Below are 13,556 nucleotides of genomic sequence, written 5' to 3'. Positions count from 1 at the left end.
GATCCGCGTACCGAACAGCGCCCCAAAGGAAGAAGACCCATGAGTGCAGTACTCGACCCCCACGGCCACGCGGCCGGCCATGGCCACGACGACCATGCCCATGACGACCACCATGCGCCGCACGGCTGGCGCCGCTGGGTGTTCGCGACCAATCACAAGGACATCGGGACGCTGTATATGCTGTTCTCGTTCGCGATGTTCCTCTTCGGCGGCGTGCTCGCGCTGCTGATCCGTGCTGAGCTGTTCCAGCCGGGCTTGCAGATCGTGAACCCGCAGCTGTTCAACCAGCTGACCACGATGCACGGCCTGATCATGGTGTTCGGCGCCATCATGCCGGCCTTCGTGGGCTTCGCGAACTGGATGATCCCGCTGCAGATCGGCGCATCCGACATGGCCTTCGCGCGCATGAACAACCTGAGCTTCTGGCTGCTGATCCCGGCTGCCCTCATGCTGGTGGGCTCGTTCTTCATGCCCGGTGGCGCACCGGCGGCCGGCTGGACGCTCTATGCACCGCTGACGCTGCAGATGGGCCCCTCGATGGACGCCGGCATCTTCGCGATGCACATCATGGGTGCCTCGTCGATCATGGGTTCGATCAACATCATCGTGACCATCCTCAACATGCGCGCACCTGGCATGACGCTGATGAAGATGCCTATGTTCTGCTGGACGTGGCTGATCACGGCCTACCTGCTGATCGCGGTGATGCCTGTGCTGGCGGGTGCCATCACCATGACGCTGACTGACCGCCACTTCGGCACGTCGTTCTTCAACCCGGCCGGCGGCGGCGACCCGATCATGTACCAGCACATCTTCTGGTTCTTCGGTCACCCCGAGGTGTACATCATGATCCTGCCGGCATTCGGCATCGTGAGCCACATCGTGCCCGCCTTTGCCCGCAAGCGCCTGTTCGGCTACACCTCGATGGTGTACGCCACCTCGTCGATCGCCATCCTGTCGTTCATCGTGTGGGCGCACCACATGTTCTCGACCGGTATGCCCGTGACCGGGCAGTTGTTCTTCATGTACGCCACCATGCTGATCGCGATCCCGACCGGCGTGAAGGTGTTCAACTGGATCGCCACCATGTGGCGCGGTTCGATGTCCTTCGAGACGCCGATGCTGTTTGCCGTCGGCTTCATCTTCGTGTTCACGATGGGCGGCTTTACGGGCCTGATCCTCTCGGTGGCACCGATCGACATTCAGTTGCAGGACACCTACTACGTCGTGGCCCACTTCCACTACGTTCTGGTGGCTGGTTCGCTCTATGCCATGTTCGCCGGCTTCTATTACTGGGCACCGAAGTGGACCGGGGTCATGTACTCCGAGACGCGCGGCAAGATCCACTTCTGGGGCTCGCTGATCGCTTTCAACGTGACCTTCTTCCCGATGCACTTCCTCGGCCTGGCCGGCATGCCGCGCCGCTACGCCGACTATCCGATGCAGTTCGCCGACTTCAACGCACTCGCGACTGTCGGCGCCTTCTGGTTCGGGTTGATGCAGGTTTATTTCCTGCTGTTCATCGTCATCCCATGCATGCGCGGCAAGGGTGCGCCGGCCCCGCAGAAGCCGTGGGAAGCCGCTGAAGGCCTGGAATGGGAAGTGCCGTCGCCCGCACCTTTCCACACCTTCGAGACGCCGCCCAAGCTGAATGCGTCGGCCACCAAGGTCATCGGCTGAGTTCGGTAGAAGCCAACGACCATGACGCCTGAACAGAAGAAGAGCAACAGCCGGCTGGGTTGGATCCTGGCCTCGGTGGCGCTTGTCTTCTTCGTTGGCTTCATGGTTCGTGCCATCTTCTTCGGGCTGTGATGAAAGCCGGCCGTTCACTTCAAGGCGACAACCGCCGCATGGTGGCCAAACTGGCCGTGATTGCGGCGCTGATGTTCGCCTTCAGTTATGGCCTGACCGTGATGTACAAGCAGATCTGCGAAGCGCTCGGCATCAACGTGCTGTCGCTCAGCGAGCGCGCGGTTCCGGGCAACTCGAAAGCGACGCCGGCCAACACGCAGGTCGATCGTTCCCGCACCATCACCGTCGAGTTCGACGCGAACGCCAGCGGCCCGTGGGAGTTCAAACCGGCCCAGCGGTCGCTTGAGGTCCACCCCGGTGAACTGGCAACCGTGATGTACGAGTTCCGCAACGTGCAGAACCGCGTCATGTCGGCGCAGGCCATTCCGAGTTACGCACCCAAGCAGGCCACGGCGTACTTCAACAAGTTGGAGTGTTTCTGCTTCAACCAGTACACCCTGCAGCCCGACGAGTCCAAGCAGTGGCCGGTCGCGTTCGTGATCGACCCGAAGCTGCCGAAGGATGTGAAGACCATCACCCTGTCGTACACCTTCTTCGAAGTGGGCGGCAAGGTGGCGGTCGTCGGCACCAAGGAGCCGGCTCTGTGACGAACGGCGGGCTCAAGGATGCTGTGCAGCGCAAAGGCTCGTTCGGCCAGACCTTGCGCGCCGTGGCGTGGTCGTTCTTCGGCGTGCGCCGATCGACCGAGCATGAAAAGGATGTGGCGCAGTTGAACCCGGTGCATGTGATTGTGGCGGGGCTCATCGGCGCAGTGGTTTTTATCGTGGCTCTGGTGCTGATCGTGCGCTGGGTGCTTGCGAGTGGTGTGGCTGCCTGAGGCGGCACCTGTTCAAGATTCAAAGAGATCCGATTCGTAGGAGAAATCATGTCGGCAGCGACGCATTCGGGACAGACCCCTTACTACTTCGTGCCCGGCCCTTCGCGGCATCCGGTGATGGCCGCTTTCGGCCTCCTCCTGGTGATCTTCGGTGCTGGCCAGTGGATCAACGGTCACGGTTGGGCGGCTTACGTCCTGCTGTTCGGCCTGCTTTGGTGGGCGTTCGTGCTCAAGCAATGGTTCGGTGACGCCATCCGCGAAAGCGAAGGCGGCATGTACAGCGACCGCATCGACGTGTCCTTCCGCTGGAGCATGGCCTGGTTCATCTTCTCCGAAGTGATGTTCTTCGGTGCCTTCTTCGGCGCGCTGTACTGGGCCCGCATGCAATCGGTGCCGAGCCTTGGCAGTCTCGAGAACGCACTCCTCTGGCCTGATTTCAAGGCTGCTTGGCCGAGTTCCGTGCCTGGTGCGACGACTTCGCCGGCTGGCATCGTCGAGCCGTTCTCGACCATGGGCCCCTGGCCCATCCCGACGATCAACACCGCGCTGCTGCTGACGTCCGGCATCACGCTGACGATCGCCCACCATGCGCTGATCGCCGGCCGCCGCGCGAAGACCATCTTCTGGATGTGGGCGACGGTGCTCCTTGGCGTGACCTTCCTCGGTTTCCAGGCCTACGAGTACATGCACGCGTACGCCGACCTGAACCTGAAGCTCAACTCCGGCATTTACGGCTCGACGTTCTACATGCTCACCGGCTTCCACGGCTTCCACGTGTTTGTCGGCATGCTGATGCTGTTGTTCATCACGCTTCGCCTGATGAAGGGGCACTTCACGCCGCAGCGTCACTTCGGCTTCGAGGGCGCGGCCTGGTACTGGCACTTCGTCGACGTGGTCTGGCTGGGCTTGTACATCGTCGTGTATTGGCTTTGAGCGTCAACCGACCTCCATCAAATGCAAAGAGCGCCCAGGGGGCGCTCTTTTGCTTGGGTCACGGTGAACTTCATTGGCCCAGTGGAATCCCCGTCGGACGGATCCAGCCCATCCAGTAGCTCAGCAGAATGCAGAGAAACAACAGCACCGACAGACCCACTCGGACGGCCAGCGCCCGCATCATGTTGCCGGTCTTGGGTTTGCCGTTGCGTCCGTCGCGCATCATGAAGACGCCGGCGGAAGCCAGCGCCATGAGAACGAGGACGAGCGCGATCGCGATGAGGTACTTCATGGCGGTCGATTATTCCACCCGCACCGACCTGGATGGCAGCGCGCCCCATGGCACCGAACCGATCTGACGCACGCCGCCGCGCCTGGATCGTGTTGATCGCCACCGTGATCGGCATGGCACTGACGGCGCGCCTGGGCGTCTGGCAACTCAGCCGGGCGTCGGAGAAAGAGGCTCTGCAGTCGGCGCTTGATTCACGCCGCGGGCTGCCGGAGTTGACCCAGCCCACCTTGCCGCGCGACGAGGCAGCAGCGCGGGCGGAGCACTTTCGTCCGGTACGTCTGCGCGGCGAGTGGAAACAGGGTGCCACGGTGTTCCTCGAGAACCGGCAGATGAACGGTCGGCCGGGCTTCTTCGTGATCACGCCCTTGGTTCTTGCTGCCGGGGATGCGGTGATTGTTCAGCGCGGCTGGATTCCCCGCGACATGCAAGACCGGACGCGCGTGACGACCCCGCCTACGCCACTGGGGCTGGTCGACGTGGTGGGACAGGTCGCCCCTGCGCCGGGCCGGCTGTTCGACTTCGCCGGAGCGGCGGCCTCCGGGGTGATCCGGCAAAATCTCGACCTTTCCGAGTTCGCGCGCGAAGCCGGTGTTGGCTTGCGCCCGTGGTCGGTGATTCAGGCCGACAGTTCCGGCACCGCCGGCGACGGCCTCTTGCGCCAATGGCCGCGCCCCGCGGCCGATGTTCAAAAGCACTACGGCTACGCCTTCCAATGGTTTGGCTTGTGCGCACTCATCGCAGGTTTGTATGTCTGGTTCCAACTCATCCGCCCCCGACGTGAACGGCGGAGCTAATCCGAACGCCAGCGCTGCCGACGCCGGGGGCGCGGGCCTGAGCTTTACGGTTCACTCGATGCCCGCCGCGGCGGTCGAAGGTCGACGCACCCGACACGGGCGCTTCAAGATGCTTCTGGTGCTGCTCGTCTGCGCCGCCCCTGTGATCGCGTCGTACTTCACCTACTTCGTGATCCGCCCCGAAGGCCGCACGAATTACAGCGAGTTGATTCAGCCGTTGCGCCCGATCCCTCCCGACCTGCCCCTGAGCGATCTGCAGGGACAGGCCTTCGCGGCCGCCAAACTCAAGGGCCAGTGGCTGCTGGTGGTGGTGGCCGGCGCCGCATGCGATTCGGCTTGCGAGCGCAGTCTGTGGCTCCAACGCCAGATTCACGAATCGCTGGGCCGCGAGAAGGATCGTCTCGACAAGGTCTGGCTGATCGACGACGCTGCGCCGCCTCGCGCCGAAACGGTCCAGGCCCTCACGACCGGAACGCCGGTGACCGTGCTGCGCGCACCGTCGGCTGCGTTGGCCACATGGCTGCAACCTGCAGCAGGCCGCTCGATCGACGACCACATGTACATCGTCGACCCCATGGGCAACTGGATGATGCGCGTGCCCCCGAAGCCCGAAGCCGCCAAGCTGAAGCGAGATATCGAAAAGCTCCTGCGCGCATCGTCCTCCTGGGATCAGGCGGGCCGCTGACCCATGCCTGCTTCCTACGACCTCAGCCCGCTGGGCGTATTGGTGCTGTTGAGCCTCGTGCTCGGTGCCATTCCGATTGGCTGGATCATGGTGCGACACCGCCACGCTCCGCCCGGCGTGCGCCTGCGCGCGCTGACGGTTCTCACGCTGTTCCTGACTTTCGACCTCGTCGTGTTCGGTGCCTTCACGCGCCTCACTGATTCGGGACTCGGCTGCCCCGACTGGCCGGGTTGCTACGGCAGTGCCAGCCCGCTGGGCGCGCACGCGGATATCCAGGCCGCCCAGACAGCCATGCCGACCGGCCCCGTCACTCACGGCAAGGCCTGGGTCGAGATGGTGCATCGCTACCTGGCCACGGTGGTCGGCGTGCTCATCATTGCGCTCACGATCGGGAGTTGGCGCGCCGCGCGCCGTGGGAACGCGGTGCTGTCGCCGTGGTGGGCCACTGCCACGCTTCTGTGGGTATGCGTGCAAGGCGCGTTCGGTGCGCTCACGGTGACGATGAAGCTGTACCCGGCCATCGTTACCGCGCATCTGCTCGGCGGTCTGGCCTTGCTCGTCCTGCTGGCCGTGCAAAGCCAGGCCCATGTGCGCGCGCCGTTGCATTTGCCCCGCAGACTGCATCGCGCGGTGTGGGTCGTCTTCGGGCTGGCCGTGGTTCAGATTGCACTCGGCGGCTGGGTCAGTACCAACTACGCGGTGCTCGCCTGCCGGGACTTCCCGACCTGCCAGGGCCAGTGGTGGCCCGAGATGGATTTCGAGCATGGCTTCGCCGTGCTGCGTGAACTCGGCGCGGGCAAGGACGGGGGCTACCTTCCGTTTGCGGCTCTCACTGCCATCCACTTCACGCATCGCGTTGGCGCATTCGTCGTTCTGACGGCCATGGCGTGCCTGGCCTGGGCCCTGTTTGCTGCGGGCTCCGTGCCACTGAGGCGCTGGGCTTGGGTGTTGGTGGGCGCCGGCGCCTGGCAACTCGCCACGGGCTTGAGCAACGTGGTGCTGGGATGGCCGTTGGTCGCGGCCCTGGGCCACACCGCCGGGGCGGCGGCGCTGATCACCTTGACGGCCGTGATGCTGGCGCGTGCCCGGCAGGCGCAGGTGGGCTCGTAAAATCGCGAATTCGCTTGTCGCCATGTCAGAACTGCTCAGTACCTCCGCCCCCCCTGTCGCGCGAACTTCGATCACGCGGCAGTTCTACGCGCTCACCAAACCTCGGGTGGTGCAGCTCATCGTCTTCTGCGCCGTCATCGGGATGCTGCTGGCCGTGCCCGGCATGCCCGATTGGCGGCTCGTGTTGCCCGCCACGGCCGGCATCTGGCTGGTGGCCGCCGCTGCGGCCGCCTTCAACTGCCTGGTCGAGCAGCACATCGACGCCAAGATGGCGCGCACCGCATGGCGGCCCACGGCCAAGGGCGAACTGACGAACACGCAGACCCTGTTGTTCTCGGCCGTGCTGTGCGCCCTGGGCAGCGCCATCCTCTACTGGCTCGTGAACCCGCTGACGATGTGGCTCACCTTCGCCACCTTCGTGGGCTATGCCGTCATCTACACCGTGGTCCTCAAGCCGATGACCCCCCAGAACATCGTGATCGGCGGCGCCTCGGGCGCGATGCCACCGGTGCTGGGTTGGGCGGCCATGCGTGATGCGGTCGGCCCCGAGGCGCTCATGCTGTGCCTCATCATCTTTCTCTGGACACCGCCGCACTTCTGGGCGCTCGCGCTCTACCGGGTCGAGGACTATCGCAAGGCGGGCCTGCCGATGCTGCCCGTCACGCACGGCAACGAGTTCACGCGCCTGCAAGTTCTGCTGTATACCTTCGTGCTGTTCGCCGCGACCCTGCTCCCGTTCGTCTTCCGCATGAGCGGGCCGATCTACCTCGTGTGTGCGGTGCTGCTGGGGGCCGGATTCATCGGCTACGCCTGGAAACTGTGGCGGAGCTATTCCGATGCGCTCGCGCGCTCGACCTTCCGCTTCTCCATCGTCCACCTCTCGCTGCTGTTCGCGGCCTTGCTGCTGGATCACTACCTATGGCCACTACTCTGATGACTTCGCGTCGCCTCTTCGTCCTCGGCGCCGCCGCGCTGTTCGCCGGTTGCGACAAGCTGGGCATGGGTGGCGCCAAGCCGAAATTCAACGCGGTCGATATCACCGGCGCGGACTATGGCGCCAAGCTGTCGCTGCCCGACCAGAACGGGCAGGCGCGAACGCTGGGCGACTTCAAGGGCAAGGTGACGGTCGTGTTCTTCGGCTACACGCAGTGCCCGGACGTGTGCCCCACGACGATGGCGGAACTGGCCGAGGTGAAGAAGTCGCTCGGAAAGGACGGCGAGCGCATCCAGGGTGTGTTCATCACGATCGACCCGGAGCGCGATACGCCGGCGGTGTTGAAGGCCTACATGAGTGGCTTCGACCCGAGTTTTGTCGCGCTGCGAGGCACGCCCGAGCAGACGGCGGCCACGGCCAAGGAGTTCCGGGTGTACTACGCCAAGGTCCAGGGCAAGTCCCCCGGCAGCTACACCATGGACCACACCGCGGGTTCGTACATCTTCGATACCACAGGGAAGCTCCGGCTCTTCACCCGCTATGGGACTGGTGCGGCCCCTCTCGCGGCAGATCTCAAGGCTTTGCTGGGCACCGCATAGGGCACGACGGCACGGCACGCAACCGCGAAAGAAAGGCGGCCCCTACGCGGGGCCGTTTTCGTTGGTGGGGTGGCAGCTGGCTGGCGTGTGGCGTGCGTCAAGCGACCGTTTCTGCCAGCGCCTTGCGCATCTTCTTCATCGCAGCCGCCTCGATCTGGCGAATGCGCTCGGCGCTCACGCCGTACTCGGCCGCCAGTTCGTGCAGCGTCATGCCGCCCGAGCTGTCGTCGTTCACTTTGAGCCAGCGCTCTTCGACGATGCGGCGGCTGCGCGGGTCGAGAACGTCCAGGGCCTGGGCGATGCCGTCGCCTGCCAGCCAGTCGCGGCGCTGCGCTTCCATCACGCAAGTGGGTTCAGTGCTTTCGTCGGCGAGGTAGGCGATTGGCGCGTAGCTCTCTTCGCCATCGTCCGTTTGCGGCTCCAGCGCCACGTCACCGCCCGACATGCGGGTTTCCATCTCCAGCACTTCTTCGCGCTTGACGTTGAGCGTGCGGGCCATGGTGTCCACCTCGCCTTGCGTGAGCGTGGTGCGGTGAGTGTTCTCGTCGGGCGATTCTTCCTTCAAGCTTTGCTTCATCGAGCGCAGATTGAAGAACAGCTTGCGCTGTGCCTTGGTCGTGGCCACCTTGACCATGCGCCAGTTGCGCAGGATGTATTCGTGAATCTCGGCCTTGATCCAATGCATGGCATAGCTGACCAAGCGCACGCCTTGCGCTGGGTCGAAGCGCTTGACGGCCTTCATCAGGCCGACGTTGCCTTCCTGGATCAGGTCGCCATGGGGCAGGCCGTAACCGAGGTACTGGCGAGAGATCGACACCACCAGACGCAAGTGCGACAGCACCATCTTGCGCGCGGCGTCGACGTCGCCTTGCTCGCGCAAGTTCTTGGCGCATGACACTTCTTCCTCCTGCGTGAGCAGGGGGACGCGGTTGACGGCGGAGATGTATGCGTCCAGGTTGCCGAGCGAGGGCACCATGGCAAACGGATCGCGCAAAGCCAGACCAGAAGCAGATGACATGTTCATAGCAACATCAGACATCTTTGAACTCCTTTTGTTCCCACCATATTAGCACTCGAGGTTTGAGAGTGCTGATCCGCGACTTCGGTGAAACCAAGTGAGTAACCACTATCTGGAGTTGCAAATAAATTAGCCGAATCGAGTCTCTGCGCTCTCGAGCAAAGCATCGATGACGGCAAGGAGTTGCGCCACGCTCACCGGCTTGGTCAGGTAGCTGTGTGCGCCGGCTTGCATGGCGGCGTCGATCTGAGCCTGCAGGGCGTCTGCCGACACCACCACGACGGGCACCTCGGCCGTGCCGGGGTCGGCCTTGAGGTGCTTGAGCAGCTCCATGCCGTCGATGTCGGGCAGGTGCATGTCCAGAAGCACCAGGTCGGGCCGGCGTGCCCGGATGGCCGCCAAGCCGTCCAGGCCCGTGATGGAGACGTCGAAGCGCACCTGAGGGCGACGCGAGAGGATGCCGCGCATCACCTCGACGTTGGTCGGGTTGTCCTCGACATAGTGAACGCTGCGCTGGTGGTAGTCGTTCGCGATCGGGTGGGGTGTGGGTTGGTCGTGGTCCGCCACCTCGCCCGCGTCGGCGCGGGGCAAGGTGAGGATGAAGGATGAGCCTTCGCCTGCGGCACTTCGGGCACGCAGCGCGCCGCCCATGAGCTCGGCCAGGCGCTGGCTGATGACGAGCCCGATGCCGGTGCCCTCTTGCGCCGTGCGTTCGCGCCCCAGCCGGTTGAACGGCTGGAACAGCTGCGCGAGCTGGGGCGGAGTCATGCCCAAGCCCGTGTCGGTGACGGTGAGCTCGACGCATTCGCGATGGCTGGTGCGCGCGCTGATGTGTATGTGGCCACCGTCGTTGTTGTACTTGACGGCGTTGCTCAACAGGTTGATGAGGATCTGCTTCACACGCGTGCTGTCACCGAGTACGCGTGCCGCGTCTTCCGGTACGTTCTGCGAGACGACGATCCCGCGCCGCTTGGCGTTTTGTTCGAGCAGCGGCAGGGCGGTCGCGAGGACCTCGCGCAGGTCGATCTTGTCGGTCTGAAGGTTGAGCGTGCCGGACTCGATGCGCGAGAGGTCGAGCACGTCGTTGATCATGTCCAGCAGATGCCAGCCGGCGCTCTGGATCTGGGCGACCCAGGGGCGTTGCACCGGTGGCAAGGGGTGGTTCTGATCCAGTTCGAGCAGTTGGGCGAAACCCAGCATCGCGTTGAGCGGCGTGCGCAGTTCGTGGCTCATGCGCGAGAGAAATTCGCTCTTGGCCTTGTTGGCCGCCTCGGCCACCTCGCGTGCGTGTTCGGCGTCGGCCAGACGCAGGTGCTCGGTGATGTCTTCGACCACGCCGACGATGCGGTGCGGCAGCCCTTGCACGTCGGGCAGGAGGGTCACGATGGACTGCACCCACACCATGCGCTGATCGTGTGTCAGGTATCGACCTTGACGGCGGAACACGGGGATCTCGCCGCGTACCAGCTGATTGACGAGCTCGCGGTCCTGGGCACGGTCGTCCGGATGGGTGAGCGCGGCCAGGTTCATCTGCAGCAGCTCTTCGGCGCGGTAGCCGGTGAGCGCGCAAAAGCGCGGGTTGACCTCTTTCACATTGCCTTGCAGGTCGGTGTAGACCACGCCGATGGGCACGTTGTTGAGGATGTTGCGAAAGCGCTGTTCACTCTCTCGCAGATCGGCCTCGGTGCGCTCGCGCTCACCGATCTCGTGTTGCAGGGCGGCGGTGCGGTCGCGCACGGCGGCTTCGATGCGGCGGGTGCGGCCCGTCACCGTCAGCAGCAGCGCACCCAGCATCGCCGTGGCGAGCAGGCCGACCAGCGAGAACAGAAGCGCGTTGAGTTCACGGGCGCCCGGCACATCGCTGGGCGAGGCCGTCACGCGCAGATCCCATTGCCGGCCCGCATAGAAGAAGGGCTGCACGTGCAGCATGCCGAGGTCGAGCGATTCGCACCCCGGCTCGCCGGCCAGGCGGCGGCGCTTGGCCAGCGGATCGGTGTCGAGCACGCACAGGTTCAGGTAGCGAGGCAGGTTCGACTGGAAGGTCTTCATCGCCGCGTCCATGCGCACGGTGACGAAGACCACCCCGCGCGCAGCGCTCGTGCGTTCCGCGGCGGTCGAGGGGCGGCCGTTGTACAGGGCGTGGTAGATCACCACCGAAGTCCTGTCGCCCATCTCCTGTGCCACGCGGAAGCCTGCCGTGGTCACAGGGGCATCGAGCCGCACGGCGGTGTCGATCGCTGCCTGCGCCTCGGGGACGGAGCGGCTGTTCACGCCCAGCGCGCGGGCGTTGAGCGACATGGGCTCGATGTAGCGCAGGACCGAGACGGAGTCGCCCGGCAGGGGGGTGAAGCCCGCGTCGCTGCGGTCGTAGACCCGAAATCCCGGCATGTCTGTGGCTCGTACCCGCGCTTCGTATGCTGCCAGCTCGCCGCGCGGCACGAACTCTGCCCAGCCCATGGCCTGCAGTTGGTCGCCCGCAGCGAGCCATGCCTGGCTGGCGCGGCGCATCTCGTCGCGTGTCACTTCTTCGGAGGCCAGGAAGGCGCCACGCAAGGCTTCCAGAGCGTGCAAGGGGTATTCGAGCTGCGCGGCCATCTTGGCCGAGGCGTTGACGGCGTCGCGCTCGAATGCCGCCTGCAGCCGGTCTTGCTCCCACCGGCCCACTTGATAAATGCCCAGGGTGATGAGCACGGTGGCCAGTGCCAGCGGCAGCCCGACAGTGAGTCGCCGTGACACCCATTCGCTTCGTGGCTGCCCGATGAGCGTGAGCAGCAGTGGGGCGGCGATCAGCACACCCAGGGTGTCGCCCGACATCCATGTCCACCATGTGAACCACAGCGAGCCCAGTGGTTGCTGCGCGATGAAGTACAGGCCCGCGGTGCCGAAGCTGCCGCTGATGGTGCAGGCGACGATGGCGCCCAGGCCCAGAAAGACCGCAATGTCACGCGGCTCGCTCAGGGTGAGGGGCTGGGTGCTGTAGCGGCGCACCAGGGCGGCACCAACGGCGGCCTGCGTGGCCGCGCCGATCGCGGTGACGCATGGGAGCAGCAACAGACCGCCGACGTTCGGCACGCCTCGGTCGTAGGCGAGCAGGGCATTGACGACGAAGGCGCCGAGCGCCACGCCGCCCAGCATGCGCCACCCGTAGGTAAGAACGCTCGCGAGTGCGATTCCGGCGGGCAGGTAGAGCGGAGCCGCGTAGCCGGGCGGGATGGCCAGCCACATCGAAGCCCATCCGACAAGGGCGTAGGCCAGAGCCGTGCCGCCGAGGGCGAGCATCCAGTGCGGTGGCGGGCGTGAAATCGCGGCGGTCGGCATCAGGCGGTATGCGGCATCGTGCGGTGCCAGTGGCACCTGAGAGTCCGGGCGTGCCTGAGCCTACCACCGGGGCCACGGCGCGTCATGCGCCCTGGCCGCTTGCTCAGACGTTGAACAGGAAGTTCAGCACATCACCGTCCTTGACGATGTATTCCTTGCCTTCGGCGCGCATCTTGCCGGCGTCTTTCGAGCCTTGCTCGCCCTTGTAGGCGACGTAGTCGTCGAAGCTGACGGTCTGCGCGCGTATGAAGCCGCGCTCGAAGTCGGTGTGGATCACCCCGGCGGCCTGCGGCGCGGTGTCGCCGATGTGGATCGTCCAGGCGCGCACCTCTTTCACACCGGCGGTGAAGTAGGTCTGCAGGCCCAGCAGGCTGAAGGCGGCGCGGATCAGGCGGTTCAGGCCGGGTTCGTCCTGCCCCATCTCCTGCAGGAACATCAGGCGGTCTTCGTCGCCCATGTCGGCGAGTTCGGCTTCGGTCTTGGCGCAGATGGCCACGACGGGGGCCTTCTGTGCTTCGGCGTAGGCGCGCAACTTGTCGAGCAGCGGGTTGTTCTCGAAGCCGCCTTCGTCGACGTTGCCGACGAACATGGCCGGCTTGGCGGTGATCAGGCACAGCGGCTTCACCACGGCCAGTTCTTCCTTGCTGAAGGCGATGCTGCGCACCGGCTTGGCTTCGTTCAGCGCGGCCTGGCACTTCTGCAACACGTCGACCAGCTTGGCGGCTTCCTTGTCGTTGCCCGACCTGGCGGCCTTGATCGAGCGTTGCAGGGTCTTCTCGACCGTGCTCAGGTCGGCCAGGCACAACTCGGTCTGGATGACCTCGATGTCGGCGATCGGGTCGACCTTGCCGGCCACGTGGATCACGTTCTCGTCTTCGAAGCAGCGCACCACGTTGACGATGGCGTCCGTCTCGCGGATGTGGGCAAGAAACTGGTTGCCCAGGCCCTCACCCTTGGAGGCACCGGCCACGAGACCCGCGATGTCGACAAACTCGACGATCGCCGGCACGATGCGCTCGGGCTTCACGATCTCGGCCAGCAAGCCCAGGCGCGGGTCAGGGAGTTCGACCACGCCCACGTTGGGCTCGATGGTGCAGAAAGGGTAGTTCTCCGCCGCAATGCCGGCTTTGGTCAGCGCGTTGAAGAGGGTGGACTTGCCAACGTTGGGCAGGCCCACGATGCCGCATTTGAGGCTCATGGTGCGTGGGGCGTGTAGAGGGGGGTTCGCGAGGCTCGCGAACGGG

The 13,556-nt window shown here is 64.9% G+C and carries 14 protein-coding genes; 10 read left to right on the top strand and 4 right to left on the bottom strand.

Going from position 1 to position 13,556, the window contains the following annotated elements:
- Window positions 1-39 precede the first annotated feature (39 nt).
- From ctaD to AC1KAR_RS13490, 5 genes are read left to right on the top strand one after another with little or no spacing between them, the layout of a single operon-like run.
- Window positions 40-1,680, top strand: a complete 1,641-nt coding sequence (gene ctaD / locus AC1KAR_RS13510) for a cytochrome c oxidase subunit I (RefSeq protein ID WP_480318487.1) — start codon at window positions 40-42, stop codon at window positions 1,678-1,680.
- Between the two features lie 21 nt (window positions 1,681-1,701).
- Window positions 1,702-1,812 carry a cytochrome oxidase small assembly protein gene (locus tag AC1KAR_RS13505; protein WP_480318485.1) on the top strand — a complete coding sequence of 37 codons (111 nt, stop codon included), beginning with the start codon at window positions 1,702-1,704 and terminating at the stop codon, window positions 1,810-1,812.
- Window positions 1,812-2,399 carry a cytochrome c oxidase assembly protein gene (locus AC1KAR_RS13500; RefSeq protein ID WP_480318483.1) on the top strand — a complete coding sequence of 196 codons (588 nt, stop codon included), beginning with the start codon at window positions 1,812-1,814 and terminating at the stop codon, window positions 2,397-2,399. The genes AC1KAR_RS13505 and AC1KAR_RS13500 overlap by 1 nt, the downstream gene beginning before the upstream one ends.
- Window positions 2,396-2,629: a DUF2970 domain-containing protein gene (locus AC1KAR_RS13495; protein WP_480318481.1), complete on the top strand. Its 234-nt coding sequence runs from the start codon at window positions 2,396-2,398 to the stop codon at window positions 2,627-2,629. The genes AC1KAR_RS13500 and AC1KAR_RS13495 overlap by 4 nt, the downstream gene beginning before the upstream one ends.
- A gap of 48 nt (window positions 2,630-2,677) precedes the next feature.
- Window positions 2,678-3,562 carry a cytochrome c oxidase subunit 3 gene (locus tag AC1KAR_RS13490; RefSeq protein ID WP_480318479.1) on the top strand — a complete coding sequence of 295 codons (885 nt, stop codon included), beginning with the start codon at window positions 2,678-2,680 and terminating at the stop codon, window positions 3,560-3,562.
- Window positions 3,563-3,632: 70 nt separating this feature from the next.
- Here AC1KAR_RS13490 and AC1KAR_RS13485 read toward each other — a convergent pair whose 3' ends face one another.
- Window positions 3,633-3,854 (bottom strand): twin transmembrane helix small protein, encoded by a 222-nt coding sequence (locus AC1KAR_RS13485; RefSeq protein ID WP_480318477.1) that lies wholly within the window; start codon window positions 3,852-3,854, stop codon window positions 3,633-3,635.
- Between the two features lie 47 nt (window positions 3,855-3,901).
- Between AC1KAR_RS13485 and AC1KAR_RS13480 the strand changes: the two genes are divergently transcribed.
- From AC1KAR_RS13480 to AC1KAR_RS13460, 5 genes are read left to right on the top strand one after another with little or no spacing between them, the layout of a single operon-like run.
- On the top strand, window positions 3,902-4,648 hold the full coding sequence (locus tag AC1KAR_RS13480) for an SURF1 family protein (protein ID WP_480318475.1): 747 nt from the start codon (window positions 3,902-3,904) through the stop codon (window positions 4,646-4,648).
- Complete coding sequence (locus tag AC1KAR_RS13475; protein WP_480318473.1) at window positions 4,602-5,333, top strand: SCO family protein; 732 nt, start codon at window positions 4,602-4,604, stop codon at window positions 5,331-5,333. Before AC1KAR_RS13480 ends, AC1KAR_RS13475 begins: the two co-directional genes overlap by 47 nt.
- A gap of 3 nt (window positions 5,334-5,336) precedes the next feature.
- Complete coding sequence (locus AC1KAR_RS13470) at window positions 5,337-6,443, top strand: COX15/CtaA family protein (RefSeq protein WP_480318471.1); 1,107 nt, start codon at window positions 5,337-5,339, stop codon at window positions 6,441-6,443.
- A 22-nt stretch (window positions 6,444-6,465) separates the two neighbouring features.
- The gene (cyoE, locus tag AC1KAR_RS13465; protein ID WP_480318469.1) at window positions 6,466-7,377 is read left to right on the top strand and encodes a heme o synthase; all 912 of its coding nucleotides are present in this window, start codon (window positions 6,466-6,468) and stop codon (window positions 7,375-7,377) included.
- Window positions 7,362-7,976: an SCO family protein gene (locus AC1KAR_RS13460; RefSeq protein WP_480318467.1), complete on the top strand. Its 615-nt coding sequence runs from the start codon at window positions 7,362-7,364 to the stop codon at window positions 7,974-7,976. Before cyoE ends, AC1KAR_RS13460 begins: the two co-directional genes overlap by 16 nt.
- Before the next feature lie 97 nt (window positions 7,977-8,073).
- On the opposite strand, the gene rpoH is transcribed toward AC1KAR_RS13460, so the two are convergent.
- The 3 genes from rpoH to ychF form a co-directional block, all read right to left on the bottom strand.
- Window positions 8,074-9,015 (bottom strand): RNA polymerase sigma factor RpoH, encoded by a 942-nt coding sequence (rpoH, locus tag AC1KAR_RS13455; RefSeq protein WP_480318465.1) that lies wholly within the window; start codon window positions 9,013-9,015, stop codon window positions 8,074-8,076.
- 108 nt (window positions 9,016-9,123) lie between these two features.
- Window positions 9,124-12,312 (bottom strand): CHASE domain-containing protein, encoded by a 3,189-nt coding sequence (locus AC1KAR_RS13450; RefSeq protein ID WP_480318463.1) that lies wholly within the window; start codon window positions 12,310-12,312, stop codon window positions 9,124-9,126.
- Between the two features lie 103 nt (window positions 12,313-12,415).
- Window positions 12,416-13,510, bottom strand: coding sequence for a redox-regulated ATPase YchF (ychF, locus tag AC1KAR_RS13445; RefSeq protein WP_480318461.1), 1,095 nt, complete (start codon window positions 13,508-13,510; stop codon window positions 12,416-12,418).
- Between the last annotated feature and the right edge of the window lie 46 nt (window positions 13,511-13,556).

The sequence above is a fragment of the Piscinibacter sp. PDB1-1 genome, from assembly GCF_056675995.1.
Note: the sequence above shows the minus strand (reverse complement) of the source record. Positions and strands in the feature narration are given on the sequence as shown.

Excerpts from the sequence above, each read along its gene's own strand:
- AC1KAR_RS13485 (WP_480318477.1), bottom strand. The coding sequence starts at position 3,854 with ATGAAGTACCTCATCGCGATCGCGCTCGTCCTCGTTCTCATGGCGCTG.
- AC1KAR_RS13460 (WP_480318467.1), top strand. The coding sequence starts at position 7,362 with ATGGCCACTACTCTGATGACTTCGCGTCGCCTCTTCGTCCTCGGCGCC.
- AC1KAR_RS13470 (WP_480318471.1), top strand. The coding sequence starts at position 5,337 with ATGCCTGCTTCCTACGACCTCAGCCCGCTGGGCGTATTGGTGCTGTTG.
- ctaD (WP_480318487.1), top strand. The coding sequence starts at position 40 with ATGAGTGCAGTACTCGACCCCCACGGCCACGCGGCCGGCCATGGCCAC.
- AC1KAR_RS13490 (WP_480318479.1), top strand. The coding sequence starts at position 2,678 with ATGTCGGCAGCGACGCATTCGGGACAGACCCCTTACTACTTCGTGCCC.
- ychF (WP_480318461.1), bottom strand. The coding sequence starts at position 13,510 with ATGAGCCTCAAATGCGGCATCGTGGGCCTGCCCAACGTTGGCAAGTCC.
- AC1KAR_RS13475 (WP_480318473.1), top strand. The coding sequence starts at position 4,602 with ATGTCTGGTTCCAACTCATCCGCCCCCGACGTGAACGGCGGAGCTAAT.
- AC1KAR_RS13480 (WP_480318475.1), top strand. The coding sequence starts at position 3,902 with ATGGCACCGAACCGATCTGACGCACGCCGCCGCGCCTGGATCGTGTTG.
- AC1KAR_RS13500 (WP_480318483.1), top strand. The coding sequence starts at position 1,812 with ATGAAAGCCGGCCGTTCACTTCAAGGCGACAACCGCCGCATGGTGGCC.
- AC1KAR_RS13505 (WP_480318485.1), top strand. The coding sequence starts at position 1,702 with ATGACGCCTGAACAGAAGAAGAGCAACAGCCGGCTGGGTTGGATCCTG.
- AC1KAR_RS13450 (WP_480318463.1), bottom strand. The coding sequence starts at position 12,312 with ATGCCGACCGCCGCGATTTCACGCCCGCCACCGCACTGGATGCTCGCC.
- cyoE (WP_480318469.1), top strand. The coding sequence starts at position 6,466 with ATGTCAGAACTGCTCAGTACCTCCGCCCCCCCTGTCGCGCGAACTTCG.
- rpoH (WP_480318465.1), bottom strand. The coding sequence starts at position 9,015 with ATGTCTGATGTTGCTATGAACATGTCATCTGCTTCTGGTCTGGCTTTG.